The 23,939-nt window shown below is 72.1% G+C and carries 26 protein-coding genes; 13 read left to right on the forward strand and 13 right to left on the reverse strand.

Annotation, left to right across the window (positions count from 1 at the left end):
* Positions 1–163 precede the first annotated feature (163 nt).
* From ACIQGQ_RS00310 to ACIQGQ_RS00320, 3 genes are all read right to left on the reverse strand, one after another.
* Positions 164–322, reverse strand: coding sequence for an Ms4533A family Cys-rich leader peptide (locus ACIQGQ_RS00310; RefSeq protein WP_402388742.1), 159 nt, complete (start codon positions 320–322; stop codon positions 164–166).
* Positions 323–427: 105 nt separating this feature from the next.
* The gene (locus tag ACIQGQ_RS00315; RefSeq protein ID WP_402388745.1) at positions 428–1,762 is read right to left on the reverse strand and encodes a DUF3152 domain-containing protein; all 1,335 of its coding nucleotides are present in this window, start codon (positions 1,760–1,762) and stop codon (positions 428–430) included.
* A gap of 8 nt (positions 1,763–1,770) precedes the next feature.
* Entirely contained in the window at positions 1,771–2,736 is a 966-nt protein-coding gene (locus tag ACIQGQ_RS00320) for an alpha/beta fold hydrolase (protein ID WP_402388747.1), read from the reverse strand.
* Positions 2,737–2,848: 112 nt separating this feature from the next.
* Here ACIQGQ_RS00320 and ACIQGQ_RS00325 point away from each other — a divergent pair, with 112 nt between their 5' ends.
* The 4 genes from ACIQGQ_RS00325 to ACIQGQ_RS00340 all read left to right on the forward strand — a co-directional run bounded on the left by ACIQGQ_RS00325 (position 2,849) and on the right by ACIQGQ_RS00340 (position 4,756).
* Positions 2,849–3,064 (forward strand): hypothetical protein, encoded by a 216-nt coding sequence (locus tag ACIQGQ_RS00325; RefSeq protein ID WP_402388750.1) that lies wholly within the window; start codon positions 2,849–2,851, stop codon positions 3,062–3,064.
* A gap of 168 nt (positions 3,065–3,232) precedes the next feature.
* Positions 3,233–3,874 carry a TetR/AcrR family transcriptional regulator gene (locus tag ACIQGQ_RS00330; protein ID WP_352278293.1) on the forward strand — a complete coding sequence of 214 codons (642 nt, stop codon included), beginning with the start codon at positions 3,233–3,235 and terminating at the stop codon, positions 3,872–3,874.
* A gap of 141 nt (positions 3,875–4,015) precedes the next feature.
* The gene (locus ACIQGQ_RS00335; RefSeq protein WP_352278291.1) at positions 4,016–4,243 is read left to right on the forward strand and encodes a DUF3107 domain-containing protein; all 228 of its coding nucleotides are present in this window, start codon (positions 4,016–4,018) and stop codon (positions 4,241–4,243) included.
* Positions 4,244–4,486: 243 nt separating this feature from the next.
* A complete protein-coding gene (locus tag ACIQGQ_RS00340; protein ID WP_366292912.1) occupies positions 4,487–4,756 on the forward strand; it encodes a hypothetical protein in 270 nt (89 codons plus the stop codon).
* 32 nt (positions 4,757–4,788) lie between these two features.
* On the opposite strand, the gene ACIQGQ_RS00345 is transcribed toward ACIQGQ_RS00340, so the two are convergent.
* Complete coding sequence (locus ACIQGQ_RS00345) at positions 4,789–5,523, reverse strand: ferritin-like fold-containing protein (RefSeq protein ID WP_402388754.1); 735 nt, start codon at positions 5,521–5,523, stop codon at positions 4,789–4,791.
* 484 nt (positions 5,524–6,007) lie between these two features.
* On the opposite strand from ACIQGQ_RS00345, the gene ACIQGQ_RS00350 reads away from it, so the two are divergent.
* A complete protein-coding gene (locus tag ACIQGQ_RS00350; RefSeq protein WP_402388757.1) occupies positions 6,008–7,843 on the forward strand; it encodes a DEAD/DEAH box helicase in 1,836 nt (611 codons plus the stop codon).
* A gap of 119 nt (positions 7,844–7,962) precedes the next feature.
* A complete protein-coding gene (locus ACIQGQ_RS00355) occupies positions 7,963–8,814 on the forward strand; it encodes an alpha/beta fold hydrolase (protein ID WP_402388759.1) in 852 nt (283 codons plus the stop codon).
* A 22-nt stretch (positions 8,815–8,836) separates the two neighbouring features.
* Here the strand turns inward: ACIQGQ_RS00355 and ACIQGQ_RS00360 are convergent, their stop codons facing one another.
* The gene (locus ACIQGQ_RS00360; protein WP_402388761.1) at positions 8,837–9,724 is read right to left on the reverse strand and encodes an NYN domain-containing protein; all 888 of its coding nucleotides are present in this window, start codon (positions 9,722–9,724) and stop codon (positions 8,837–8,839) included.
* Positions 9,725–9,933: 209 nt separating this feature from the next.
* Between ACIQGQ_RS00360 and ACIQGQ_RS00365 the strand changes: the two genes are divergently transcribed.
* Positions 9,934–10,086 carry a hypothetical protein gene (locus tag ACIQGQ_RS00365; RefSeq protein WP_015611185.1) on the forward strand — a complete coding sequence of 51 codons (153 nt, stop codon included), beginning with the start codon at positions 9,934–9,936 and terminating at the stop codon, positions 10,084–10,086.
* 77 nt (positions 10,087–10,163) lie between these two features.
* On the opposite strand, the gene ACIQGQ_RS00370 is transcribed toward ACIQGQ_RS00365, so the two are convergent.
* The 3 genes from ACIQGQ_RS00370 to ACIQGQ_RS00380 form a co-directional block, all read right to left on the reverse strand.
* A complete protein-coding gene (locus ACIQGQ_RS00370; protein ID WP_402388764.1) occupies positions 10,164–10,769 on the reverse strand; it encodes a MarC family protein in 606 nt (201 codons plus the stop codon).
* A 169-nt stretch (positions 10,770–10,938) separates the two neighbouring features.
* Positions 10,939–11,805 carry a PHP domain-containing protein gene (locus tag ACIQGQ_RS00375; RefSeq protein ID WP_402388766.1) on the reverse strand — a complete coding sequence of 289 codons (867 nt, stop codon included), beginning with the start codon at positions 11,803–11,805 and terminating at the stop codon, positions 10,939–10,941.
* Between the two features lie 124 nt (positions 11,806–11,929).
* On the reverse strand, positions 11,930–12,568 hold the full coding sequence (locus tag ACIQGQ_RS00380; protein WP_402388768.1) for a DUF6758 family protein: 639 nt from the start codon (positions 12,566–12,568) through the stop codon (positions 11,930–11,932).
* A 167-nt stretch (positions 12,569–12,735) separates the two neighbouring features.
* Between ACIQGQ_RS00380 and ACIQGQ_RS00385 the strand changes: the two genes are divergently transcribed.
* Positions 12,736–13,968: an MFS transporter gene (locus ACIQGQ_RS00385; protein WP_402388771.1), complete on the forward strand. Its 1,233-nt coding sequence runs from the start codon at positions 12,736–12,738 to the stop codon at positions 13,966–13,968.
* A gap of 82 nt (positions 13,969–14,050) precedes the next feature.
* Here the strand turns inward: ACIQGQ_RS00385 and ACIQGQ_RS00390 are convergent, their stop codons facing one another.
* Positions 14,051–14,635, reverse strand: a complete 585-nt coding sequence (locus tag ACIQGQ_RS00390; RefSeq protein ID WP_402388774.1) for a suppressor of fused domain protein — start codon at positions 14,633–14,635, stop codon at positions 14,051–14,053.
* 446 nt (positions 14,636–15,081) lie between these two features.
* On the opposite strand from ACIQGQ_RS00390, the gene ACIQGQ_RS00395 reads away from it, so the two are divergent.
* Both ACIQGQ_RS00395 and ACIQGQ_RS00400 read left to right on the forward strand, forming a co-directional pair.
* Positions 15,082–16,197, forward strand: coding sequence for a magnesium and cobalt transport protein CorA (locus ACIQGQ_RS00395; protein ID WP_402388777.1), 1,116 nt, complete (start codon positions 15,082–15,084; stop codon positions 16,195–16,197).
* Between the two features lie 43 nt (positions 16,198–16,240).
* Complete coding sequence (locus ACIQGQ_RS00400; protein WP_402388779.1) at positions 16,241–16,762, forward strand: hypothetical protein; 522 nt, start codon at positions 16,241–16,243, stop codon at positions 16,760–16,762.
* A gap of 11 nt (positions 16,763–16,773) precedes the next feature.
* Here ACIQGQ_RS00400 and ACIQGQ_RS00405 read toward each other — a convergent pair whose 3' ends face one another.
* Complete coding sequence (locus ACIQGQ_RS00405) at positions 16,774–17,532, reverse strand: hypothetical protein (RefSeq protein ID WP_402388781.1); 759 nt, start codon at positions 17,530–17,532, stop codon at positions 16,774–16,776.
* Positions 17,533–17,735: 203 nt separating this feature from the next.
* Here ACIQGQ_RS00405 and ACIQGQ_RS00410 point away from each other — a divergent pair, with 203 nt between their 5' ends.
* From ACIQGQ_RS00410 to ACIQGQ_RS00420, 3 genes are read left to right on the forward strand one after another with little or no spacing between them, the layout of a single operon-like run.
* Complete coding sequence (locus tag ACIQGQ_RS00410; protein WP_402388784.1) at positions 17,736–19,007, forward strand: magnesium transporter MgtE N-terminal domain-containing protein; 1,272 nt, start codon at positions 17,736–17,738, stop codon at positions 19,005–19,007.
* Entirely contained in the window at positions 18,997–19,554 is a 558-nt protein-coding gene (locus tag ACIQGQ_RS00415; protein WP_402388787.1) for a DUF1003 domain-containing protein, read from the forward strand. The genes ACIQGQ_RS00410 and ACIQGQ_RS00415 overlap by 11 nt, the downstream gene beginning before the upstream one ends.
* A 54-nt stretch (positions 19,555–19,608) precedes the next feature.
* Positions 19,609–20,742 (forward strand): Mrp/NBP35 family ATP-binding protein, encoded by a 1,134-nt coding sequence (locus tag ACIQGQ_RS00420; RefSeq protein ID WP_385214037.1) that lies wholly within the window; start codon positions 19,609–19,611, stop codon positions 20,740–20,742.
* A gap of 80 nt (positions 20,743–20,822) precedes the next feature.
* Here ACIQGQ_RS00420 and ACIQGQ_RS00425 read toward each other — a convergent pair whose 3' ends face one another.
* The 3 genes from ACIQGQ_RS00425 to ACIQGQ_RS00435 form a co-directional block, all read right to left on the reverse strand.
* Positions 20,823–21,509 carry a hypothetical protein gene (locus tag ACIQGQ_RS00425; protein ID WP_402388790.1) on the reverse strand — a complete coding sequence of 229 codons (687 nt, stop codon included), beginning with the start codon at positions 21,507–21,509 and terminating at the stop codon, positions 20,823–20,825.
* A 120-nt stretch (positions 21,510–21,629) separates the two neighbouring features.
* Entirely contained in the window at positions 21,630–22,106 is a 477-nt protein-coding gene (locus tag ACIQGQ_RS00430) for a sec-independent translocase (RefSeq protein ID WP_402388792.1), read from the reverse strand.
* A gap of 102 nt (positions 22,107–22,208) precedes the next feature.
* The gene (locus ACIQGQ_RS00435) at positions 22,209–23,831 is read right to left on the reverse strand and encodes a S1C family serine protease (RefSeq protein ID WP_402388795.1); all 1,623 of its coding nucleotides are present in this window, start codon (positions 23,829–23,831) and stop codon (positions 22,209–22,211) included.
* Positions 23,832–23,939 lie beyond the last annotated feature (108 nt).

Consider the following 23,939-nt stretch of genomic DNA (forward strand, 5'->3'; position numbering starts at 1 on the left):
TTCCGCGCGGGCAGCGGCGAGAGGCGGCCGAGGGGCCGTGGAGGGCCGGGGGGACACCGGTGACTGCCGCGCCTGCGGACGGAGGGGTCCGGCGCGGCGGGACCACGGGGCGGCACCGGCCCCTCAGGGCCGGACCGCGGGCGGACGCGCGCTCGGACGGGCGTCAGCAACAGTGGATGTCGGCGACACTGTGCCCGGTCACACCGATGAGCGCGAGTTCGATGACTGCGCGATCGGGGAGGACGGGGCCGTGTGACATGCCGAGAAATATGGTGGAGCGCCCGAATGATGTCAACGCGATTCGAGACGGTAATCTCACCATGCGGACAGAACGGGGGTACGCACAGCCGTTACTCCGAGTACGGCGAGAAGGCGCGGACGGTCCGGAAGCGGACCCGCGGCGTCCGCGGGCCCGCCCGGCACGGCGTCAATCCGTGGGGTACACCCAGGAGTTGGGGCGGCACTTGATGCCGTCGATGTCCAGCGACTTGGTCTGCTGCTGCATCACCGGGGCGAGCGCCCCGGGCGTGCGGCAGCTCACATGGTTGTGTCCCAGCCGGTGGCCCACCTCGTGGTTGATCAGCATCCGGCGGTACGCGAGGAGCTTGTCCGGCCCGAAGGTCGACGAGCCCTGCGCCCAGCGGTAGGCGTTGATCATGACACGCTCGGTCGCCGCGGAGTCGCAGCTGACGTTGTCCACGGTCGTGTCCAGCCCGGACTTGGCGCACCAGTCGCCGGTGGTCCCGGGGCTGGCCAGGGTGATCACGAAGTCGGCGTCGGCGGTGGAGACCCGCTCGAAGGTCATCGCCCCGTCGTGCGCCCAGCTTCGGTCGTCGTTGAGCGTCTCCTGGACGGCCCGCGCGAAGAGCGCGGTGTCGAGGCCGAGCCCCTTCTCGACGTCTATCCGGTAGCGGTACCTGTGGCCGCGCCCGGGGGCCTTCGCCGTGCCGGGCACCGTCTCGAACTTCCCGGACGCCTTGAGCTTCGGGTCCAGCGGATAGGCCTTGGCCATCTTCTGGGCGTACGAGAGCGGCTTGGCCGCGGCCTCCTGCGGGGCCGGCGTCCCCCGGCCGTCCGAGCGGGAGGCACCGTCGGCGCCGCCCCGGTCGACGCCGGAGGGCTGGGCGGCGGCGCTCTTGGCCCCGTCGTCCTGGGCGACCTGACCGGCGACGACCACCGCGAGCACGGTGGTCACCGCGGCGGCCGCGATCCCGGCGAAGGCACGGCCCTTGCCTCCCTTGTCGCCCTTGGCCGGAGCACCGTCCGAGGGCGCGGGCGGCTCCTCGTCCCACTCACCGACCGAGGCGTACGGATCGGCGGGGCGGGCCGGGGGTACGGAGGTCCCGCGCGGCGCGGCCGGTGCGGCCGGTGCGTCGAACGCCTCGACGAACTCGCGCCGCGGTCCCGGTATCAGCGGCCGGGTACCGGCCTGCGGCTGCCCCGGGCCCGTACGCCGCGGCCGGGCCGGAGGGGTCGGCGCGGCGGGCCCGGCCCCGTCGGCCCGGAGGCGGGGCTGCGGGCCGGTGCCCCAGCCGCCGCCCGGCTCGTGCTGCTCGGGGTGGCCGCCGCGCACCTGGCCGGCCTGCTGGAACGGGTCGTGTCCGCCGGAACCGGCCGGCGCGTCCGCCTCCGCCGGCTTGCGCCGGCGCCCATTGCCGGGGCCCGGCGATCCGGCGGCCCCCCGCTCGCCGCCCGCTTTCGCGGCGGCGGCCTCGATCTCGGACCCCGAGGGTCCGGGGCCCTTTCGACTATGTCGTCCCACGCCCCGGATCAGCTCCCGCCGCGTTCGTCCAGCAGTTCCCGGAAGGCCTGGGCGACCGCCTCCGGGTACTCCATCATCGCCACGTGCCCCGCGTCGGGCAGCGTCAGCAGCCGCGCGTCCCGGAAGGCCGCGGACGCCTTGCGCGCCATCCGGTACGAGACGAGCTGGTCCCGTCCGCCGTACACCAGCAGGGTCGGTGCGAGCACCCGCTCGGCCTGGCGCCACAGTCCGTGCTGCCCGCCGAGCGTGTACGCATCGACAATGCCACGTGCCGAGCGCGCCATCGCGTCCCAGAAGTACGGCAGCGCGATCCGGCGTTCCATTTCGGCCACCGCGTCACGGAAGCCGGCCTCGGTGACCCTGGCCGGGTCCCCGTAGCAGAGCGCCATCACACCCCGGGTGCGGTCCTCCGCCGTCCAGTCCCTGGACATCCGGGCGAACAGGGCGGCGATCCCGGGCACCGCGAGCAGCCCGGTCGGCACGGCCGTCCGCTGCACCCGGAGTTCGGGCAGCGCGGGCGAGACCAGCGTGAGCGTGCGCACCAGGTCGGGCCGGACCGCGGCGACCCGGGTGACCACGGCGCCGCCGAGCGAATTGCCGAAGAGGTGGACCGGGCCGCGCTCGGCCGCGTCGAGGAGGCGGATCACGGCGCGGGCGTGGCCGGTGACCGAGTAGTTGCCGTCGTCGGGCGGCGGGGAGTCGCCGAAGCCCGGGAGGTCGACCGCCTCGCCGTCCACCACGTCTTGGAGCAGCGGCATCAGCGCCGACCAGTTGTGCGAGGAGCCGCCGAGCCCGTGCACATAGAGCGCGGGCGGCAGCCCGGTCCGCCCGGCGGGCCGGGACCGGACGGTCAGCGTCAGCCCGGGAAGGGCGACGGACCGCAGCTCCTCCCCCTCCGCGACCCCGTCGGCACCGGGCGTCGGGGACACCGCGGCGGTTGCGGCACGGACTCCCGGCAGCTCGGTCGAAGACATGCGGCAATGTTACGAGACGATCACACCTCGATTCATGTGTTCGCGGTCACAGGCACCCCATGGCGGACCGCCGGGACTGCTCCTACGCTCGAAGGCGAGGAAGGGAGTCACCATGACGGTCGACCCCAGCGACCCGGAGACCTTCGCGGCCGTGCAGCCGGACGAGCCGGACCAGGAGACCCCCCGCGCGGACGCCGCCGAGCAGCGCGCCGATCTCCAGCAGCGGGACGACGAACCGCTCACGGACCTGGACCCGGACGCCGCGAACGAGGCGGACGCGGTGGAACAGACCCGCGTCGTCGCACAGGATGAGGACGATTACCGCTGATACAAGCTGCTTTGTCCAGGTGGCCGGGGAACCCACGGCTACCGCAGCCGTCCGGTCCATGAAATTCTGCGTCCGCGCCACGCACAGCCGGGTTACCCAAAAGTACGATGGCCGCAGGGCGCAGCGTGTACGGAAGGGCTGAGTCAGATCACACACTTGGGAGGCGGCGTGACAGCCATCGAGCAGACCGAGGCGGCGCGCCCGCGGGGCACTCGACTGCCTCGCCGCGCCCGACGCAACCAGCTGCTGGGCGCCGCGCAGGAAGTCTTCGTGGCGCAGGGCTACCACGCCGCCGCGATGGACGACATCGCCGAGCGGGCCGGGGTCAGCAAGCCGGTGCTCTACCAGCACTTCCCCGGAAAGCTGGAGCTCTATCTGGCCCTGCTCGACCAGCACTGCGAGTCGCTCCTCCAGGCGGTCCGCACGGCCCTGGCGTCGACCACCGACAACAAGCTCCGGGTCGCCGCGACGATGGACGCCTACTTCGCGTACGTCGAGGACGAGGGCGGCGCCTTCCGGCTGGTCTTCGAGTCCGACCTGACCAACGAGCCCGCGGTGCGCGAGCGCGTGGACCGGGTGTCGCTGCAGTGCGCGGAGGCGATCTCCGACGTCATCGCCGGTGACACCGGGCTCTCCAAGGACGAGTCCATGCTGCTCGCGGTGGGCCTGGGCGGCGTCTCCCAGGTCGTGGCCCGGTACTGGCTCTCCAGCCGGTCCGCCATCCCGCGTGACACCGCGGTCCAGCTGCTGACGTCGCTGGCCTGGCGGGGCATCGCCGGTTTCCCGCTGCACGGCATCGAGCAGCACTGACGCGGGCCGCCCGGCGCGGCCGCCGTCCGTGTTCGCTGCGGGCGTTGCCCGCCGACGCCGACGGCCCCGCTCAGCGGGCTAATGTGTGCTGCGTACGGCGCGGCTCACCGCGCAGGGACTGACCGTCGGAGGGACATAGCCGTGGAGGTCAAGATCGGGGTGCAGCACTCGCCCCGCGAGATCGTTCTGGAGAGCGGGCTTTCCGCCGAAGAGGTCGAGAGCACCGTCGCAGAGGCGCTCAACGGCAAGGCGCGGCTGCTCAGCCTCACGGACGAGAAGGGCCGCAAGGTCCTGGTGCCGGCCGACCGGATCGCCTACGTGGAGATCGGCGAGCCCACCGCGCGCCGCGTGGGGTTCGGCGCGCTGTAGGCCGCGCGCTCCGAGCGACGGACGGGCGGCGGCCCGGTGGGACGACCACCGGGCCGCCGCCCGTCCGCATGCGTACCGCGGGTCCGCGGTGCGCGGCGGGATTCCGGTTGCGGAGGCGGCGCGGAGGAGGGTTGCGTTCCGGCCACCTCGGGTAGGACCACCAACGACCGTATCCGGGGGTCCGTCCGGCACGAACGCGCCGGTCGCCCCCTGACCGCCCCGCTATCCGCGAGGTGATCCACTGTGATCCTGGAACCGCTCGGCGCCGTCGCCCTCGGGCTCGTTCTCGCCTGGCTGGCGCTCCGCTCGCTGCCCCACCGGCTGCCGTCCCGCCGCACCGTCCTCACCACCGGCGCGCTGGGCGCGCTGTTCGGCGTCTACCTCATGCATTCGATGCTGGGGCCGGGCCATGCCGTGGCCGCGCTGATCGGCTCGGTGCTGATCGGAGCCGTGACGCTCTCCCTGCTGATCCGCCCGCGCAGTCAACGGCTGAGCCGATCAGCGGCGGCCTGAGGCCGGCCCGGCGGCCGGCCCCGGCGGATTCCCTACGCCGCGAGTCCGAGCGCGGCCATGCGCTTGGTGTGCGCCTCGGTGATCCGCGAGAACATCCGTCCGACCTCCGCCAGGTCGAAGCCGTCGGCCACGCCGCCGACGAGCATCGTCGAGAGCGCGTCGCGGTCGGCCACCACGCGCTGGGCCTGGGAGAGCGCCTCGCCCATCAGCCGGCGGGCCCACAGCGCGAGCCGGCCGCCGACGCGCGGTTCGGCCTCGATCGCGGCGCGCACCTTCTCCACGGCGAAGTTGCCGTGTCCGGTGTCGTCGAGCACGGCGAGGACCAGCGAGCGGGTGTCGGAGTCGAGCCGGGCGGCGACCTCCCGGTAGAAGTCACTGGCGATCGAGTCGCCGACGTACGCCTTGACCAGGCCCTCCAGCCAGTCAGACGGCGCGGTCTGGCGGTGGAAGTCGTCGAGCGCCTTGGCGAACGGCTCCATCGCGGCGGTCGGGTCCGTCTCGATCTCGGCCAGCCGCTCGCTGAGCCGCTCGAAGTGGTGGAATTCGGCGGAGGCCATCTTCGCCAGCTCCGCCTTGTCGGACAGCGTCGGCGCGAGTTTGGCGTCCTCGGCAAGCCGCTCGAAGGCCGCCAGCTCCCCGTACGCGAGCGCTCCCAGCAGGTCCACGACGGCTGCCCGGTACTGCGGGTCCACCGACGCGGTGGCCCAGTCCTGGGCGGCGATTCCGGTGGGTTCGGGGGTTTCAGTGGCGTTGTCAGGCGTCTCCATGGAGCGCAGAATAGCCCGCCCGGAGGAGTGCGGAAGGGCCCGGCCAACCAGTGACATCACACCGTTCCGACGAATTCGCCCAACACACATGCGCGAATCCGGGGTACAGTGGTATTGCGCCTACTGAGTATTTTGGATGTACCGGTGGCGTGAAAAAGGTGAAAACGAATGAGGATGCCCGGTCGGTGGCCCGATCGGCTCCGACCCGACAGCCCTCCGCGCGAGTCGTGCGACACGTACGACCGCAGATGAGGGACCCCCTCAGCGGCACGAGCGCTCGAGCGACGGCAGTGGTCCCGCGCCACCCGGCCCATCCGCGGCCGGATGACCCATACCGGCGTGGTACGACCCCCAGCGTTCGCCTCGGGCCGCGTCTCACAGAAGAGGCAGCACCCTGACTACGTTCCGTGACCTCGGGATTCTTTCCGAGACCGCCGAGGCCCTCGAAGCCGTCGGCATCGTGTCCCCGTTCCCCATCCAGGAGATGACGCTCCCCGTCGCGCTCTCCGGCTCCGATGTCATCGGCCAGGCCAAGACCGGCACCGGCAAGACCCTCGGTTTCGGTCTGCCGCTGCTGGAGCGCGTCACCGTCCCGGCCGACGTCGAGGCCGGCCGGGCCGCACCCGAGGAGCTGACCGAGGCGCCGCAGGCGCTGGTCGTCGTCCCGACCCGTGAGCTCTGCCAGCAGGTGACCAACGACCTGCTGACCGCCGGCAAGGTCCGCAACGTCCGCGTGCTCGCGATCTACGGCGGCCGGGCGTACGAACCGCAGGTCGAGGCGCTCAAGAAGGGCGTCGACGTGATCGTCGGCACCCCGGGCCGCCTGCTCGACCTGGCCGGTCAGCGCAAGCTCGACCTCTCGCACGTCCGCGCCCTGGTGCTCGACGAGGCCGACGAGATGCTCGACCTGGGCTTCCTGCCCGACGTCGAGAAGATCATCACCATGCTTCCGGCGAAGCGGCAGACGATGCTGTTCTCGGCGACCATGCCGGGCGCGGTCATCGGTCTCGCCCGCCGCTACATGTCGCACCCGACGCACATCCGCGCCACCTCGCCCGACGACGAGGGCGCGACCGTCGCGAACATCTCGCAGCACGTCTACCGGGCCCACTCGATGGACAAGCCGGAGATGGTCTCCCGCATCCTCCAGGCCAACGGCCGGGGCCTCGCGATGATCTTCTGCCGCACCAAGCGCACCGCGGCCGACATCGCCGAGCAGCTGGAGCGGCGCGGCTTCGCGTCCGGCGCGGTCCACGGCGACCTCGGCCAGGGTGCCCGCGAGCAGGCGCTGCGCGCCTTCCGCAACGGCAAGGTCGACGTGCTGGTCTGCACCGACGTCGCGGCCCGCGGCATCGACGTCGAGGGTGTGACCCACGTCATCAACTACCAGTCGCCCGAGGACGAGAAGACCTACCTGCACCGCATCGGCCGGACCGGCCGCGCGGGCGCCAAGGGCATCGCGATCACGCTGGTCGACTGGGACGACATCCCGCGCTGGCAGCTGATCAACAAGGCGCTCGAACTCGACTTCAACGACCCGGTGGAGACCTACTCCACCTCGCCGCACCTCTTCGAGGAGCTGGACATCCCGGCGGGCACCAAGGGTGTGCTGCCGCGTTCCGAGCGGACCCGGGCGGGGCTGAAGGCCGAGGAGATCGAGGACCTGGGCGAGACGGGCGGCCGGGGCCGGAAGTCCGCCGCGCCCGCCGCGCGCGAGGAGCGCCCGCCGCGTACGCCGCGTCAGCGCCGTCGCACCCGGGGCGGCTCCGACGTCTCCGCCGAGGACGCCACCGCCGCTCCGGCGCCGGCCGAGGCCGCGCCCGCCGACGCCCCGGCGGAGCCGCGTACCCCGCGTCGCCGTCGCCGTACCCGGGTCTCCGCCGCTCCGGAGGTCGCGGCCGAGGTGGTGCTGAACACGGTGGAGGCCGTGATCGAGGTGGAGCCGCAGCCCGCCGCCGCGCCGGAGCCGGCCGCCGAGGAGGCCCCCGCGGCCAAGCCGCGCCGCCGCCGTACCCGGGTGGCCAAGCCGGCCGAGACCGAGGTCGACTTCCAGATCGCGCCCGCCGTCGAGCCGGCCGCCCCGGCGAAGACGGTCACCAAGCCGCGCCGTCGCCGGGTCGTCAAGCCCGCCGAGGACGAGGTCGACTTCCAGATCGCGCCGATCTCCGAGCCGGTCCAGGAGAGCAGGCCGCGCCGCCGTACCCGTACGGCCGCCAAGCCGAAGACGGAGGTCGTCGTCGAGGCCCCGGCAGCCGAGGGCGAGGCGAAGCCGCGCAGGCGCCGGGCGCCGCGTGCCGCGGCCGCCAAGACCGAGGGCTGAGCCGCCACCGCTCCGCACCGATACGCCGGACGGGCCCGAGGGACATCCTCGGGCCCGTCCGGCGTTTCCGGCGCCCTCCCGCCCCGCCTCCCCGGCGCACCGCGGCATACCCTCCTCCCATGAGCCGGCCGCACACCTTCACCCCGCCCCCCTGCGCCCACGCCCGTCAGCTGAGCACCCCGCGCGGCGACTTCGCGGTGCTGGACGCCTCGCCGAGCGGCGCCGTGCGCGGCACCGCCCTGCTGCTGCCCGGGTACATGGGCAGCAAGGAGGACTTCGTCGCGCTGCTCGAACCGCTCGCGGCCGCCGGGTACCGCACCGTCGCGGTGGACGGCCGCGGGCAGTACGAGACCCCGGCCGGGGCGGACCGCCCCGAGGAGTACGCCCAGGGCGAGCTGGCCCTCGACGTACTGGCCCAGGCCACCGCGCTCGGCTCCGACGGGGCGGGCACCGTCCATCTGCTCGGGCATTCGCTCGGCGGGCTGATCGCCCGCGCCGCGGTGCTGCTCGACGCCGCCCCGTTCCGTTCGCTGACGCTGATGTCGTCGGGGCCCGCCGCCGTCGTGGAGGACCAGCGGCGCAAGGCGAAGGTGCTCGGCGACGCCCTCGCGACGATGAGCATGGCCCGGGTGTGGCAGGCGATGCGCGCCCTCGATCCGCCGGAGGACACGGTCTCGGGCGGCGAGGCGCTGCGCCGGCGCTGGCTGCTGAACCGGCCCGCCCAGCTGATCGCCACCGGCCGTCAGCTGGCGACCGAGCCGGACCGGGTGGCCGAGCTGGCCGCCCTGGACCTGCCGGTCCATGTGCTCTCCGGGGAGAGCGACGACACCTGGCCGGTGCCGGTGCTCGACGAGATGGCGGTCCGGCTCGGCGCGCGCCGTACCCGGATCGACGGCGCCGGGCACTCCCCCAACACGGACCGCCCGGCGCCGACGGCCGCCGCCCTCGCCGCGTTCTGGGACGGCCGGTAGGGCGGCGTTCCCCCGGAGCCCCTCAGTACTGCGACTGGAGGTGCTGCCAGAAGCCGTCGCGCAGCGCCCGGCGCAGGTGCGCGTGGCCGCGCAGCGAGTGCTGGAGCAGACGTTCGGCCTCGACCAGCAGGTCCTGGTCGACGGAGCCGGGCAGATAGGGGTGGCCGGGCAGCAGGTCGGCGAGGGATTCCCGGCCCCGGGCGGCCAGCCAGGCCGCGGCGATCTGCGCGCCGACGAAGCGGACGTCGTCGCGCGGCGGTGCCGGGGTGTCGTCCTCGTAGGTGGTGACGGGCCGTCTGGTGACGTACGGGCGGCAGAAGTCCAGGTCGAAGGTGCGCTGGCTGTCGACCTCCCAGAGCAGCGGTTCGGCCTGGTTGCGCCCCTCCCCCGCCTCAATGCCCCACAGGTGCACCCGGGCCCCGTACCCCTGTGCGGCCTCCACCGCGGAGACCAGGTCCTCGTCGCCGCCGACCAGGGCCGCGTCGCTGATGGCGCGGTGGCGGGCGAGCGATTCGAGGTCGGTGCGGATGAGCGAGTCGACGCCCTTCTGCTGGTTGTTGGCGTTGAGGTTGCCGAGTCTGACCTTGACGTCGGGGAGTTCGGCGATGGACTGCTGCTCGACGGTGTGGATGCGCCGTCTGGCTCCGTCGTACCAGTAGACGCGGAGCAGTCTGCTGTCGGCGAAGATCGTCCGGGCCTTGTCGATGAAGGCCTCGATCATTCCCTCCGCGTCGAGATCGAAGGAGCGGCGGTCCTCGGTACCGGTGACGAGCAGTCCGGCCGCGGCGTAGACATAGCCCGCGTCGACGAAGATCGCGTGGGTCGAGGGCGTTCTCGACACCTCGGCGAGCACGCGTTCGAGCAGCTCATTGGTGCGGTCCAGCCGCTCGCGGATCTCTTCGTCGTTCATCCGCGCCTCGTCGCGCTCGCCCGCCCGGTGACCAGCTGATACTTAGACATCCAAAAAATTTCCTTAGCGTAGGGAATGTTTGCCCCGGGCAAGCCGTTGTTACCCCTGTGGAGCGCGGGACAGCGGTGTCCGGCGCCCTCATCCTTGCGGACGGTTCATCCGTCCTCCCAGTAGTTCTCCATCAGGAGGATCAGACGAAGGGGAGCCTTATGCGCTTCGAGATCATGCGCCTGGACGATGTCGACGGTACCGCCGTCGACAGCACCGTCGTGGACGCCGCCTCCGTCAACCGGATCGTGCAGCAGGCCGCAGCCATGGGCCAGCGCATCTACATCCGCCCGGCCGAATCCTCGGCTTCGTAACGCGGTAAGACGTACAAAGACGAAGCGCCCCCGCACGGAAGGTCCGTGCGGGGGCGCTGTGGTGTCCACCCGGGCCGTCAGGAACCCTGTATGACCTGGGTGACCCCGTTGATGATCTGCTGCACGGCGATGGCGGAGAGCATCATTCCGGCGAGCCTGGTCACCAGCACGACACCGCCGTCCTTGATGACCCGGATGATCAGCAGCGAGTAGCGCATGGCCACCCAGAGCACCAGATGCATGGCTATGATCGCCGACCAGACCGAGAGCTGACTGGCGAAGGTGTCGGCGTGCTGCACCGCGAGTATCACCGAGACGATCGCGCCGGGGCCGGCCAGCAGCGGCATGCCCAGCGGCACGAGCGCCACGTTGACGTCCTTGGTCTGCGTCGGCTCGTCGGTCTTGCCGGTCAGCAGATCGAGCGCGATCAGCAGCAGGAGCAGCCCGCCCGCGATCATCAGGGCGGGCACGGAGACATGCAGATAGCCGAGGATCTGCTGGCCGAGCACACCGAAGACGGCGATCACACCGAAGGCGACCGCGACCGCCTGGAACGCCATCTTGCGCTGCGTCTTGGCGGGGCGGCCCGCCGTGAGCGCGAGGAAGATCGGCGTGATCCCAGGCGGATCCATAATCACAAATAGCGTGAGAAAAAGGGATCCAAAGACAGCGACGTCGAACACAGTGAGCCTTGTGGGAGAAGGGGGCGAGCAGAAGGGCGGGACAGAAGGGCCCCGAGGGGCGCATCGCGGAGCAATGATCGACCGGATGGCCGGGCGCGCGACAGCGGTGCGCGGTGACGGGTCGAGGTAAGAGGGACGCGGCGGGGTACGTGCCCCGGCGCGTGTGCCGTTACGCCGGGCGGGGTCCGCCGGCCCCCGGCACGGGGAAGGCTCCCGTGGCGCGCCGGGTGATCTCGCCGTAGATCTCGGGGTCGGTGACGCACTCACCGAGTCCGACGGTCTTGCGGCTGCCGTGGTAGTCGCTCGACCCGGTGGTCAGCAGCCCCAGGTCGCGGGCGATCCCGCGCAGCCTGGCCCGGGTCGGCCCGTCGTGGTCCGTGTGGTCGACCTCGATGCCGTCGAGCCCGGCGGCGGCGAGCCGCTCCATCGCGGACTCGGGCACCACCCGGCCCCGTTTGACGGCGGCGGGGTGGGCGAAGACCGTGACGCCGCCAGCCGCCTTGACCAGCCGGATCGCCTCGAAGGGGTCGAGCTCGTGCTTCTCGGCGTAGGCGCGTCCGCCGTCGGCGAGCCAGTCGGGCGTGAAGGCGTCGGAGACGGTCTCGACGACACCCAGCTCGACGAGGGCGGTGGCGATGTGCGGCCTGCCGACGGAGCCGTCCCCGGCGATCTCGGCGACCCGCTCCCAGGTGACGGGCACGCCCAGCTCCTGGAGCTTGCGCACCATGGTCCGGGCGCGCGGCACCCGGTCGTCGCGCACCAGCTCGCGCTCGCGGGCCAGCTCGGGCTCGTCCGGGTCGAAGAGGTACGCCAGCATGTGCACGCCCACGCCGTCGAGGCGGCAGGACAGCTCGGCGCCGGTGACGAGGGTGAGCCCCTCGGGCAGGGCGGCGACCGCCTCGGCGTGGCCGCGCACGGTGTCGTGGTCGGTGAGGGCGACGACGTCCAGCCCCGCGGCGGCGGCGCCCAGCACCAGCCCGGCGGGGGTGTCCGTGCCGTCCGAAGCGGTGGAGTGGGTGTGCAGGTCGATGCGCACGACGCGTACTCCAGGGCTCGGGGCCGGACAAGGGGACATTCAAGGATAACCGGCACTCGAACACCCTTGGGTCGGATGTGACGGACGTGACGGACAGGGAGGAACGGGACGCCCGGCGCGGGGCTCAGCCGAGCAGCCGGGGGGTGAGCGCCCCGCAGGGCACCAGGTCCATCTCGCCCCCGGCCTCGCGCAGATCGGCGAGGACCAGCTCGTCGTACATCAGCAGTCCGGACTGCTCGGGCCAGACGATCGCCCAGAGCCAGAGGCCGCGCGCCTCGCCCGCGAAGACCGCGCGGTCGGGCGGGGCGCCCTTGACGTTCCAGAGCGGGGTGGGGCGGCCGGCGGCGAGCATCTTGACGTCCGGCGGGCCGTCGACATCGAGGTAGGGAGCGGGATCGGGGCCCTCGACCCCGGCGTAGCGGGCACCGAGGCCGACGCCCAGGTCCTCGGTGACGAGCAGCAGCTCGCCGATGCCGCCGACCGGGCCGGGACCGGAGCAGGCGACGGCGGTGGCCCGGCCTCCGCTGCGGTCGTCGCCCGCGCTCGCCACTCCGGTGAACAGCCAGCCCACCGGCAGCGGCCAGGGCATCCACACCGGGACCTTCGAACGGCGCACCACCACGCCCAGCGCGTCGACGCTGGGCGGGATCACCGGCTGGAGCGGCTGCACACTGCCGTGCTCGGCGCACTGCCAGGTGTCGGCGAACAGACCGGGCGCCCTGACCCGGCCTCCGCACTTCGGGCAACTGGGTTCGCCCCTCATAGCGACCAACGGTCCTCCACGACCGCCGCCGCGTCAAGCAAGATCACCCGTACGCGGCGGGCACCTCACCAGCGGAAATAGATGTAACTTGCACTCATTAGGTTGTCTAACTTATTCTGTGCATAGCGCAGCTACTCAGGGCGATCAATCGGAGAGCGAGAGGGCCCATGCAGACAGAGGATCCGTTCGACCAGGGCGCCGGCAGCATCCTGCGGCAGCCGAAGGCCGTCTGGGCCACGGCGGGCGCGTCCGTCGTGGCGTTCATGGGGATCGGGCTGGTGGACCCGATCCTGCCGTCCATCGCCAAGGGCCTGGAGGCGACACCGAGCCAGGTGTCACTGCTCTTCACCTCGTACTTCCTGATCACCGCCGTGGCGATGCTCGTCACCGGATTCGTCTCCAGCCGGATAGGCGGCCGCAAGACGCTGCTCCTCGGCCTCGCGCTGGTGGTCGTCTTCGCCGGGCTCTCCGGCACCTCGTCGTCGGTCGGCGAGCTGGTCGGCTTCCGGGCCGGCTGGGGGCTGGGCAACGCGCTCTTCGTCTCGACCGCGCTGGCCGTGATCGTCGGCGCCGCGGCCGGCGGCAGCGCGGCGGCGATCCTGCTGTACGAGTCGGCGCTCGGCCTCGGCATGGCCTGCGGGCCGCTGCTCGGCGCCCTGCTCGGGGACGCCAGCTGGCGCTACCCGTTCTTCGGTACGGCCGCGCTGATGGCCATCGGCTTCGTCTGCATCACCGCGTTCCTGAAGGAGCAGCCCCGGCCCGCGCGGAAGACCTCACTGCTCGACCCGGTGAAGGCGCTCGGCCACGGCGGGCTGGCCTCGGTCGCGGCCTCGGCGTTCTTCTACAACTACGCGTTCTTCACGATCCTGGCGTTCACCCCGTTCGTGCTGAACATGACGCCGTACAAGTCGGGGGCGGTGTTCTTCGCCTGGGGGCTGCTGCTCGCGGTGTTCTCGGTGCTGGTCGCACCGCGGCTCCAGGAGCGGTTCGGCTCGCTGAAGGTGCTGGGCGCCTCGCTGGTGCTGCTCGCCGCCGACCTGCTGGTGCTGGGATACGGCGACCACACCGCCGCGATCGTCTGCACGATCGTCTCCGGCGCCTTCATCGGCATGAACAACACCGTCTACACCGAACTGGCGCTCGGCGTCTCGGACGCACCGCGCCCGGTGGCCAGCGCGGGCTACAACTTCGTCCGCTGGTTCGCCGCGGCCGCCGCCCCCTTCCTGGCGCCGAAGATCGAGGAGTGGAGCGACATCCACATCCCGTTCGTCGTCGCCGCGGCCGCCGCCGTGATCGGCGCGGTCGTCGTCTGGCTGCGCCGCTCGGCCCTGACCCACGAGGCCGCGGAGCTGGCGCCCGAGCACGCCACCGAGGACGGCGTCACGGTCTTCGCCGACTGACGGCCCCGCTCCCCCGCACCGCCCCGCCCGCGGCTCCCCCTCCTTGGCCGCGCGGCGGGGCTTTCCGTGGGGGACCCCGGGCTCAGTCCAGCGACACCGAGCCGCGCAGCGGGTCCCGCAGGTCCGTACCGTGCGAGAGCCACCGCTCCTGGAGCTCCTGCGCGCCCCTGACCCGCTTCCACGCCGCCTCGTTGGGCGTCATCGGCAGCAGCGGCAGGAAGCGCACCGGCTCCCTCGGCGCGTCCAGCTCCAGATCCTCCACCAGCCCCCCGGACTCGGCGACCAGCACCGAGTCGAACGGCGCCCCGGGCCAGAGCGGACCGCCGAGGTCCAGCGAGGCACCCGGCGCCACGACCACCCCTTCGACCTGCGGCGACGCCGCCAGCACGGCCAGCGGGCGCAGCACCTTGTCGGTGTCGGCGAGCCCGGCCCGTACGGAGAGGACCAGCTCGGCGCGCGGCCCCTTCAGCGGGTCCACGACCGCGGCGGTCGGATCGGCCATCGGCTGCGCCGACATCCCGAGCGTGGCGTAGCGCACCACGTCCCCGTCGAGGAAGCGCAGCACCTCGATCCGGTCCGTGCCGAGGAAGGTCACCGAGGCGCGCGCGTCCGGTTCGCCGAGGGCCGTGCGCAGCCGTGCCTCGACCAGAGCAAGAATTTCTTCCATCCCGCGAGCATAGGTCGCGTATGGAACGGGCAAAGTAAGGGATTGACCGTCAGTCGGCTGATAGTGTTGGCCGCTGTTCGGGGCAGCACGCAGAAGCGTCGCTCTCCGCCCCGACGAGACGTCATCCCCCACGGGGGACCGGCTGGAGGAGGTGGGGCTGTCATGGATCGAAGTCGATCGTGCAGTACCAACCGCCCTTCCGCCCCTCGCCTCCCTCGGTGACCCAAGGCCCCACCGGCCGAGGTTCGAAGCACCGCGCCACACCCCCGGCCCCGTGCCCGGAGTACATGGCGTCGCGCACGACGGAAGAGCATCCCCCTTCTGCCTGTCCGTAGCGAACGCCGTCGCGCGCCGCCGCGGTGCCGCCCGCTTTGCGGACGTGGGTCCACGTCCCCATTCCGGGCTGTTCCACGTGCCCGCCGACGGCCCTCCGTGAAGGAGCCAGCATGTCGATGATCCGTGACCTCCGTGCCGCCGTCCGGCCGTCCCTGCGCAGGACCAGCCCCCTGCACAACAGTTACGACACCACCCGCGACCCCTCCGTCTCCAGCGCGGTCGTCGACTGCGCGGTCTACCGCGACGGGCGGCGCCTGGAGCGTGCGAACTGCCTCACCCCGCACGAGGCGATGCTCCAGGTGCGCGAGGAGGGCGGCTTCGCCTGGATCGGTCTGCACGAGCCGACCGAGGAGGAATTCGCCGGTATCGCCCGGGAGTTCGGCCTTCACCCGCTGGCCGTCGAGGACGCCGTCCACGCCCACCAGCGGCCCAAGCTGGAGCGGTACGACGACACCCTCTTCACCGTCTTCAAGACCATCCACTACGTCGAGCACACCGAGCTCACCGCCACCAGCGAGGTCGTCGAGACCGGTGAGGTGATGTGCTTCACCGGCCGGGACTTCGTGATCACCGTGCGGCACGGCGGCCACGGCTCGCTGCGCGCGCTGCGCCACCGGCTCCAGGACGACCCCGAGCTGCTCGCCAAGGGCCCCTCCTCGGTGCTGCACTCCATCGCCGACCACGTCGTGGACGGGTACATCGCGGTGGCGGGCGCGGTCCAGGACGACATCGACGAGGTGGAGATCGGGGTCTTCTCGGCCCCGGCGAAGGGCAGCCCGCGCGGCACGGACGCCGGGCGGATCTACCAGCTGAAGCGCGAGGTACTGGAGTTCAAGCGGGCGGTGTCGCCGCTGCTGCGGCCGATGCAACTGCTCAGCGAGCGGCCCATGCGGCTGATCGACCCGGACATCCAGAAGTACTTCCGGGACGTCGCCGACCACCTGGCCCGCGTCCACGAGGAGGTCATCGGCTTCGACGAGCTGCTGAACTCGATCCTCCAGGCGAGCCTGGCACAGGCGACGGTGGCGCAGAACGAGGACATGCGCAAGATCACCTCCTGGGCGGCGATCGTCGCCGTGCCCACGATGATCTGCGGTGTCTACGGCATGAACTTCGACCACATGCCGGAGCTGCGCTGGACGTACGGCTATCCGACGGTGCTGGGCGTCATCGGGGTGGTCTGCTTCTCCATCCACCGCACCCTCAAGCGCAACGGCTGGCTCTGAGCCTCGACGGCGGCCCCGCGGCCCGTTCCCTTAGAGTGCGGGCATGACTGCTGCTGCCGCCGATACGCCGCTGGCCCGGGCCCTCGTCGAGGAGGCCACCAAGAAGTCCGGCCTCGTCTGGGTGCGGGGCACCGGTCCCGCCCGGGCGGTGTGGCACGTGTGGCACGAGGGGGCGGTGCATCTCGTCGGGGACGGCCCCGGCGAGCAGCCGCTGCCCACCGGGCTCACCGACGGCTCCGCCGCCGAGGTGACCGTGCGCAGCAAGGACAAGGGCGGCCGGCTGGTCGCCTGGACGGCCGCCGTCACCGAACTCGCGCCCGGATCGCCCGCGTGGGAGGCGGCGGTCGGCGAGCTCAAGGGCAAGCGGCTGAACGCGCCGGACGCCGAGACGATGACGGAGCGCTGGGCCCGCGAGTGCCGGGTGCTGCGGCTGACGCCGGGCGAGGTCCGCACCGGTCTGCCGGACGGCTCTCTGGCCGCCGCCCCGCTGCCGACGCCCGCCACCACCCGGCGGCCGGTGCCGGCCGGGCTGCCGCGCCTGCTGAAGCGCGGCCTCAAGGGCTGAGCGCCGCCCGCTCAGGACCCCGTACGGGGCAGCTGCTTGCCGTAGTCGACCGTGTCCACCTCGGACGGGGCCTCCAGCGGGAAGTCCTTGCCCCAGTCCGCGAAGGTGACGGTCCCCGCCTCGCCGCCGCGCGCGAAGCGCAGCGGGTACGCGGTGCCCTCCAGCGAGACGTCGAGCGTGCCGCCCTCGCCCGCGCCGCCCATGATCTGGACGGTCCGGGTCCCGTCGACCGTGTCCCGGTCGCCCTTGTTGAGGGTGCCGTGCAGGCCGAGCAGGCCGTCGAGCAGGGTCTTCTTGTCGGTGAAGCCCCGCAGTTGCCGGTACACGGGGTCGCCCTCGGGGACCTTGACGTACTTGTTCCGCAGCTTGTCCGCCGCGCCGCCCGCCTGGCTGTCGGCGCCGGACTTCTCGTCGTGGTTCCAGAACCCCGAGTCGGCCTTCAGATAGAGCTCGTCGCCGATCCGCAGCAGCTCGAACCTGCTGTCCTTGGACACCACGGAGCCGGTGCCACCCTCGGCCTTGAGCCGCATGTTCAGCTTGTACGTGCCGCCCTTGCTGACCAGCGTCCCGGCCAGCCGCACCGTGTCGGCGGCGTTCGCCGCGCCCTGCGTCTTCTTCTCGATCTGCGCGGCGGTCAGCTTGCCGACGCCGTTGGTCCCCTCGTCCGGGTCCTCGCCGCACGCCGTGGCGACGGTGGCCAGCCCGGCGCAGAGCAGAACGGCCAGGGCGGTCCGGTGTCGGGCCCGGACGGGCGGAACGGAGGAGGTCACAGGCGCACTGCCTCTCAGCTGCATCGCGGGGGTGGCTGACGGCAGCGTACCCGGGCCGCCCGGCCCCTTCGGCAGGGAGCCGGACGGACCGCTCGCCGGGACACCCCGGAGCGGTACGGGCTAGCCTGATCACGTCATAACGGTTGATTCAGCATTTAATCGGACCGACCGGTGGCGTCCCGTACGGAGAAAGGAGGCGCGCGATGGCGGCAGGCACCCCCCGGGTCTTCGTCTCCCACCTCGCCGGCGTCCCGGTCTTCGACCCCAACGGCGAACAGGTGGGACGCGTCCGCGACCTGGTCGCGATGCTCCGGGTCGGCGGCCGGCCGCCCCGGCTGCTGGGCCTCGTCGTCGAAGTGCTCAGCCGCCGCCGGATCTTCCTCCCGATGACCCGGGTCACCGGCATCGAGTCCGGCCAGGTCATCACCACCGGCGTGGTCAACATGCGGCGCTTCGAACGCAGGCCCACCGAACGCCTGGTGCTGGGCGATTTCCTCGACCGGCGGGTCCGCCTGGTCGAGACCGGCGAGGAGGTCACCGTCCTGGACGTCTCCATCCAGCAGCTCCCGGCCCGCCGCGACTGGGAGATCGACAAGTACTTCGTACGCAAGGGCAAGGGCGGGGCGCTGCGCCGCAAGGGCGAGACCCTGACGGTCGAGTGGTCGGCGGTGCGCGGATTCTCCCTGGAGGAGGAGGGGCAGGGCGCGGAGTCCCTGGTCGCCACCTTCGAACAGCTGCGCCCGACCGACGTGGCCAACGCGCTCCACCACCTGTCGCCGAAGCGGCGGGCCGAGGTCGCCGCCGCGCTCGACGACGACCGGCTCGCCGACGTCCTGGAGGAGCTGCCCGGGGACGACCAGGTGGAGATCATCGGCAAGCTCCAGGAGGAGCGCGCCGCCGACGTCCTGGAGGCGATGGACCCGGACGACGCCGCCGACCTGCTGTCGGAGCTGCCCGAGGAGGACAAGGAGCGGCTGCTGACCCTGATGCGCCCGGACGACGCGGCCGACGTACGGCGCCTGATGTCGTACGAGGAGCGGACGGCGGGCGGCCTGATGACCACGGAGCCGGTCATCCTGCGGCCGGACGCGACGGTGGCCGACGCGCTGGCCCGGGTCCGGCAGGCCGACCTCTCCCCCGCGCTCGCCGCCCAGGTGTACGTGTGCCGCTCGCCCGACGAGACGCCGACCGGCAGATACCTGGGCACCGTCCACTTCCAGCGGCTGCTGCGCGATCCGCCGTACACCCTGGTCAGCTCGGTGGTGGACAGCGATCTCGTCCCGCTCGGCCCGGACACCCCGCTCCCCGCCGTGACGAGTTATCTGGCCGCGTACAACCTGGTCTCGGTGCCCGTGGTGGACGAGAGCGGGTCGCTGCTCGGCGCGGTGACGGTCGACGACGTGCTCGACCACCTGCTGCCCGACGACTGGCGGGAGACCGACTTCCACGCCGTGGAGGCCCCCCATGGCCAGTGAGGACCGGGCGAAACCCGCGTCCACGGGCGCCTCGGGCATCGTGCGCCCGCCCCGCACCCGCCTCGACCAGCCGAAGCTCCCCAAACGGCGGCTGGTCCCGGAGTACGACGCGGAGACGTTCGGCAGGTTCTCCGAACGGATCGCCCGCTTCCTGGGAACCTGGCGCTTCATCGCCTGGATGACGCTGTTCATCTTCGCGTGGCTCGTCTGGAACGTCTTCGCACCGCCGGACCTGCGGTTCGACCCGTACCCCTTCATCTTCCTGACGCTGATGCTGTCGCTCCAGGCGTCCTACGCCGCCCCGCTGATCCTGCTCGCGCAGAACCGGCAGGACGACCGCGACCGCGTCACCCACGAGCAGGAACGCAAGCAGAACGAGCGCTCCATCGCGGACACCGAGTACCTCACCCGGGAGATCGCGGCCCTGCGGATCGGGCTCGGCGAGGTCGCCACCCGCGACTGGATCCGCTCCGAGCTGGAGGACCTGGTGCGGGACCTGGACGACCGGAGGGAACTGTTCCGGGCCGAGGGTGACGAAGACCGCTGACAAGCGCTACTCGCGCGTAGCAACCAGCGCCGCGCGCCCCCGTACTATCGAGGTATGGCTACGGAAGACGCGGTGCTTGAGGCACTGGCGACAGTGAACGACCCGGAGATCCACCGCCCGATCACCGAGCTCGGCATGGTGAAATCGGTCGAGATCGACGCTGACGGTGCAGTCGCTGTCACGGTCTATCTCACGGTCTCCGGCTGCCCGATGCGCGAGACGATCACCAAGAACGTGACGGACGCGGTCGCCCGCGTCGAGGGCGTCTCGCGGGTCGACGTCACGCTCGACGTGATGAGCGACGAGCAGCGCAAGGAACTGGCGGCCTCGCTGCGCGGCGGTACGGCCGAGCGCGAGGTCCCGTTCGCCAAGCCCGGCTCCCTGACCCGCGTCTACGCCGTCGCCTCCGGCAAGGGCGGCGTCGGCAAGTCCTCCGTGACCGTCAACCTGGCGGCCGCGATGGCCGCCGACGGCCTCAAGGTCGGCGTCGTGGACGCGGACATCTACGGCCACAGCGTGCCCCGGATGCTCGGCGCGGACGGCAAGCCGACCCAGGTCGAGAACATGATCATGCCGCCGTCGGCGAACGGCGTGAAGGTCATCTCCATCGGCATGTTCACCCCGGGCAACGCCCCGGTGGTCTGGCGCGGGCCGATGCTCCACCGCGCGCTCCAGCAGTTCCTCGCCGATGTGTACTGGGGCGACCTGGACGTGCTGCTGCTCGACCTGCCGCCGGGCACCGGCGACATCGCGATCTCCGTGGCGCAGCTCGTGCCGAACGCCGAGATCCTGGTCGTCACGACCCCGCAGCAGGCGGCGGCCGAGGTCGCCGAGCGGGCCGGTTCGATCGCGGTGCAGACCCACCAGAAGATCGTCGGCGTCGTCGAGAACATGTCGGGCATGCCCTGCCCGCACTGCGACGAGATGGTCGACGTGTTCGGCACCGGCGGTGGCCGGAAGGTCGCCGAGGGACTGACGAAGACGGTCGGCGCGGAGGTGCCGGTACTGGGTTCCATCCCGATCGACGTACGGCTGCGCGAGGGCGGCGACGAGGGCCGGCCGGTCGTGCTCTCCGACCCGGACTCCCCCGCCGGCAAGGCGCTGCGCACCATCGCCGACAAGCTGGGCGGCCGTCAGCGCGGCCTGTCGGGCATGTCGCTGGGCATCACCCCGCGCAACAAGTTCTGAGAGAACGGGGCGAGCGGTGACCGGGCCACCCGGTCACCGCTCGCCCCGCTCCGAATCCCTTCGAGCCGCTTCGAGCCGTTTCAGGCGTACGTCTCGATGTCCTCGATCAGCGAGAAGCCCAGCCCGTACGCGCTCATCCCGCGCCCGTACGCCCCGAGGTGCACGCCCTCGGGCGTGGAGCCCGCCAGCACCCAGCCGTACTCGGACTCGCGGTAGTGGAAGTGGACCGGAACGCCGTCCACCGGCAGCGACAGGGCCGACCAGGCCGGTCCGTCCAGGTCGTCGGCGAGCTCGAACGCCGTCTCCGTCTGCTGGTCGAGCCAGTCGTCGCGCAGCGAGTGGTCCATCTGGGCGGGCCAGGTGCAGGCGAGCAGGCCGGAGCCGGCCAGCCAGGCCGCGGAGGACACCGTGGTCGCGTCCAGCACCCCCGTGCCGTCGCCGCTGCGCCGCACCGGGCTGCTGGCCATCGACACGACGACCGCGAACCGCTGCTTCTCGGCGCCCGCCTCCCGGACCGAGAGCTCGTCGCCGTGGCCGATGGAACCGTGCTGCACCGTGCCGTCCGCGGCGGTGCCCACCTGCATCAGCCGACGCGGGCCGGTGAAGGCCCCGTCCAGTCCGTACCAGGGGAACGTGGCCGCGAGGAAGCCGTCGACGACCGTACGCCGGGCGGCCGACACCCCGTCCGCGGTGGCCGTGCCCTGCGGGTCTTCCGCGGTGGTTGTGTCCGGCGCGGTTCCCGCGCCCACCCGACTCGTGGTCTCCATCTGCCCGGCCGCCTCCTCGATCCGTTGGGTCCGGAACGGCCCGCCCCCCGGCGGGCGTACTCACAACCGGACAGATGGAGAATAGCCATAGCCTCCGGACGAGCCGGGATTGGCAGGGGGTCAGGTGGCGTCGGCGTCGAACGGCGGACGGTCGTCCTTGCCCGGCTGGTCACGCTTCTTGAGCAGGTCGGGAGCGCCGGCGGAGCCGTTGGCGGCGGTGATCGCCGAGCCGCCGGACACGCTGCTGCGGGAGTCGGCGGACTCCACCTCCCGGCCGTTCACCGCGTCGGCGACCTCGCTCAGGTCCTTGCGGAGGTCGAAGCTCTCGCGGATCTCCTTCAGCCCCAGGTCGTCGCCGCCCTCCATGAGCTGCTTGCGGACGAACGTCTTGGGGTTGAGGTCCTCGAACTCGAAGTCCTTGAACTCCGGACCCAGCTCGGTGCGGATGTCCTGCTTGGCGTTCTCGGAGAACTCACGGACCTTGCGGATGAAGCGCGAGGCGTCCTGGATGACCTTCGGCAGCTTGTCCGGGCCGAAGATCAGCATGCCCAGAACCGCGATGGTCACCAGCTCCAGTACGCCTATGTCATTGAACACCCTGTTGCTCCCTGTGTTCTCCTCCGAGACCTTGTCGGTCGAGGTCCGGACTCGGGCCACGGTACCCGTCGAAACCGCCCAGGCGGTAGCGCGCCGGACCTGTCACGTTCCGCTGGCGGAGCCGAGTGTCAAAGAGATGGACAGGTCTTTACCACCACGGGTCAGCTTCAGTTCCAGACGGTCGCCGGGGCGGTGCGCCCGGATCTTCACGATCAGCTCCTCGCCGCTGTGCACCCGCCGGCCGCCGACCTCGGTGATGACGTCCCCGGGCCTGATCCCGGCCTTGGCCCCCGGGCCGCCCGGCGTCACCGCGGGCGCCCCGCCCGTGCCCTTGGCACCAACCCTCGCGCCGTCCCCGGCGTACTTCATGTCGAGCGTGACACCGATCACCGGGTGGGTGGCCTTCCCGGTGTTGATCAGCTCCTCGGCGACCCGCTTGCCCTGGTTGATCGGTATCGCGAAGCCGAGGCCGATGGAGCCCGCCTGGCCGCCCTCCTCGGACGAGCTGCTGTCGGCGGCCCGGATGGCGCTGTTGATGCCGATGACATGGGCGGCGGCGTCGACCAGCGGACCGCCGGAGTTGCCCGGGTTGATCGGCGCGTCGGTCTGGAGCGCGTCGACATAGCTGATGTCGCTGCCGTCGCCCTTCTCGCCGCCCGCGGTGATCGGCCGGTCCTTGGCGCTGATGATGCCGGAGGTGACGGTGTTGGACAGGTCGAAGGGGGCGCCGATGGCCACCACCGGGTCGCCGACCCGCACGTTGTCGGAGTTGCCCAGCGGCAGCGGCTTGAGGCCGGAGACCCCGCTGACCTTGACCACCGCCAGGTCGTAGCCGCTGTCCTTGCCGACGACCTCGCCGCGCGCGGTCTCCCCGCCGCTGAACGTGACGGTGATCCGGCCGCCCTGGCCGGCCGGGGCCACGACATGGTTGTTGGTGAGGATGTGGCCCGAGGAGTCCAGGACGAATCCGGTGCCGGTGCCGGACTCGGTGGAGCCGCTGACGTGCAGGGTGACCACGCTGGGCAGGGCGCTGGCGGCGATTCCGGCGACGCTGTCGGGGGCGCGGCCGCCGGTGTCCCGGGAGGCCTGCGGGAGTTCGACCCGGGTGAGGCCGCCGTTGCGCTCGATGTAGGCGCCGATGCCGCCGCCGATCCCGCCCGCCACCAGGGCGAGCAGCAGCCCGCCGATCAGCAGGGAGCCGCCGCGGCCCTTCTTCCGGCCGGTCCCCGACCCGGACGGCGGGCCCGGGTTGGTGAGCGGCTGCCCGGGGGCGCCCCAGGGGTCGTACTGCAGCCACTGCGCGGGCCCCGCCTGAGGCTGCTGGGGCTGCGGCTGCTGGGAGTGCGGCGGGGGGACGGGAGCGGGCACCGGCGGTACGGGGACGCCCGCGCCGTTCGTCCCCGGGTACTGCGGGGGTACGGGCGTGCCGTGCGCCGGGGTCGGGACCGGCCGCTGCACGGGAGGCGCGGGGGCCCAGGGGCCGGGGCCGCCGTAGGGCGGGGTGCTGTACTCGTCGGGCTCGTGCAGCGGCGTCACCGGCCGGGCCGCCGGTACGTCGGACAGCGCCGGCGGCGCGTCGGCCGGGGGCGGCGGGGCCGGCGCGTCGACCGGGAGCGGGGTCTCCGCCAGGGCGGGCGGCTCGTCCGACGCGGTGCGGGTGGCGCCCACCGGCGTGGGCCTGCTCCACCACTTCGCCTTCGGGCCGGTGGACTTCCCGTCTTCCATGCTCTCCCCGCAACTGCCGCGACTGGCCTGTGCACGCCCCACCAGGGAGCGTCCCTCCCGGAACTGCTCCCGGAATTCAACCAGGTTTGCGAATGCTTGCGCAGACCC

This window comes from Streptomyces sp. NPDC092952, assembly GCF_044754785.1.
GTDB lineage: Bacteria > Actinomycetota > Actinomycetes > Streptomycetales > Streptomycetaceae > Streptomyces.

What these genes read in the sequence shown, in the direction of transcription:
- ACIQGQ_RS00385 (WP_402388771.1), top strand. Translation starts at nt 12,736, where the DNA reads ATGCAGACAGAGGATCCGTTCGACCAGGGCGCCGGCAGCATCCTGCGG.
- ACIQGQ_RS00365 (WP_015611185.1), top strand. Translation starts at nt 9,934, where the DNA reads ATGCGCTTCGAGATCATGCGCCTGGACGATGTCGACGGTACCGCCGTC.
- ACIQGQ_RS00310 (WP_402388742.1), bottom strand. Translation starts at nt 322, where the DNA reads ATGGTGAGATTACCGTCTCGAATCGCGTTGACATCATTCGGGCGCTCC.
- ACIQGQ_RS00360 (WP_402388761.1), bottom strand. Translation starts at nt 9,724, where the DNA reads ATGAACGACGAAGAGATCCGCGAGCGGCTGGACCGCACCAATGAGCTG.
- ACIQGQ_RS00410 (WP_402388784.1), top strand. Translation starts at nt 17,736, where the DNA reads ATGGCGGCAGGCACCCCCCGGGTCTTCGTCTCCCACCTCGCCGGCGTC.
- ACIQGQ_RS00420 (WP_385214037.1), top strand. Translation starts at nt 19,609, where the DNA reads ATGGCTACGGAAGACGCGGTGCTTGAGGCACTGGCGACAGTGAACGAC.
- ACIQGQ_RS00435 (WP_402388795.1), bottom strand. Translation starts at nt 23,831, where the DNA reads ATGGAAGACGGGAAGTCCACCGGCCCGAAGGCGAAGTGGTGGAGCAGG.
- ACIQGQ_RS00325 (WP_402388750.1), top strand. Translation starts at nt 2,849, where the DNA reads ATGACGGTCGACCCCAGCGACCCGGAGACCTTCGCGGCCGTGCAGCCG.
- ACIQGQ_RS00355 (WP_402388759.1), top strand. Translation starts at nt 7,963, where the DNA reads ATGAGCCGGCCGCACACCTTCACCCCGCCCCCCTGCGCCCACGCCCGT.
- ACIQGQ_RS00395 (WP_402388777.1), top strand. Translation starts at nt 15,082, where the DNA reads ATGTCGATGATCCGTGACCTCCGTGCCGCCGTCCGGCCGTCCCTGCGC.
- ACIQGQ_RS00320 (WP_402388747.1), bottom strand. Translation starts at nt 2,736, where the DNA reads ATGTCTTCGACCGAGCTGCCGGGAGTCCGTGCCGCAACCGCCGCGGTG.
- ACIQGQ_RS00350 (WP_402388757.1), top strand. Translation starts at nt 6,008, where the DNA reads ATGACGCTCCCCGTCGCGCTCTCCGGCTCCGATGTCATCGGCCAGGCC.
- ACIQGQ_RS00390 (WP_402388774.1), bottom strand. Translation starts at nt 14,635, where the DNA reads ATGGAAGAAATTCTTGCTCTGGTCGAGGCACGGCTGCGCACGGCCCTC.
- ACIQGQ_RS00345 (WP_402388754.1), bottom strand. Translation starts at nt 5,523, where the DNA reads ATGGAGACGCCTGACAACGCCACTGAAACCCCCGAACCCACCGGAATC.
- ACIQGQ_RS00425 (WP_402388790.1), bottom strand. Translation starts at nt 21,509, where the DNA reads ATGGAGACCACGAGTCGGGTGGGCGCGGGAACCGCGCCGGACACAACC.
- ACIQGQ_RS00380 (WP_402388768.1), bottom strand. Translation starts at nt 12,568, where the DNA reads ATGAGGGGCGAACCCAGTTGCCCGAAGTGCGGAGGCCGGGTCAGGGCG.
- ACIQGQ_RS00415 (WP_402388787.1), top strand. Translation starts at nt 18,997, where the DNA reads ATGGCCAGTGAGGACCGGGCGAAACCCGCGTCCACGGGCGCCTCGGGC.
- ACIQGQ_RS00400 (WP_402388779.1), top strand. Translation starts at nt 16,241, where the DNA reads ATGACTGCTGCTGCCGCCGATACGCCGCTGGCCCGGGCCCTCGTCGAG.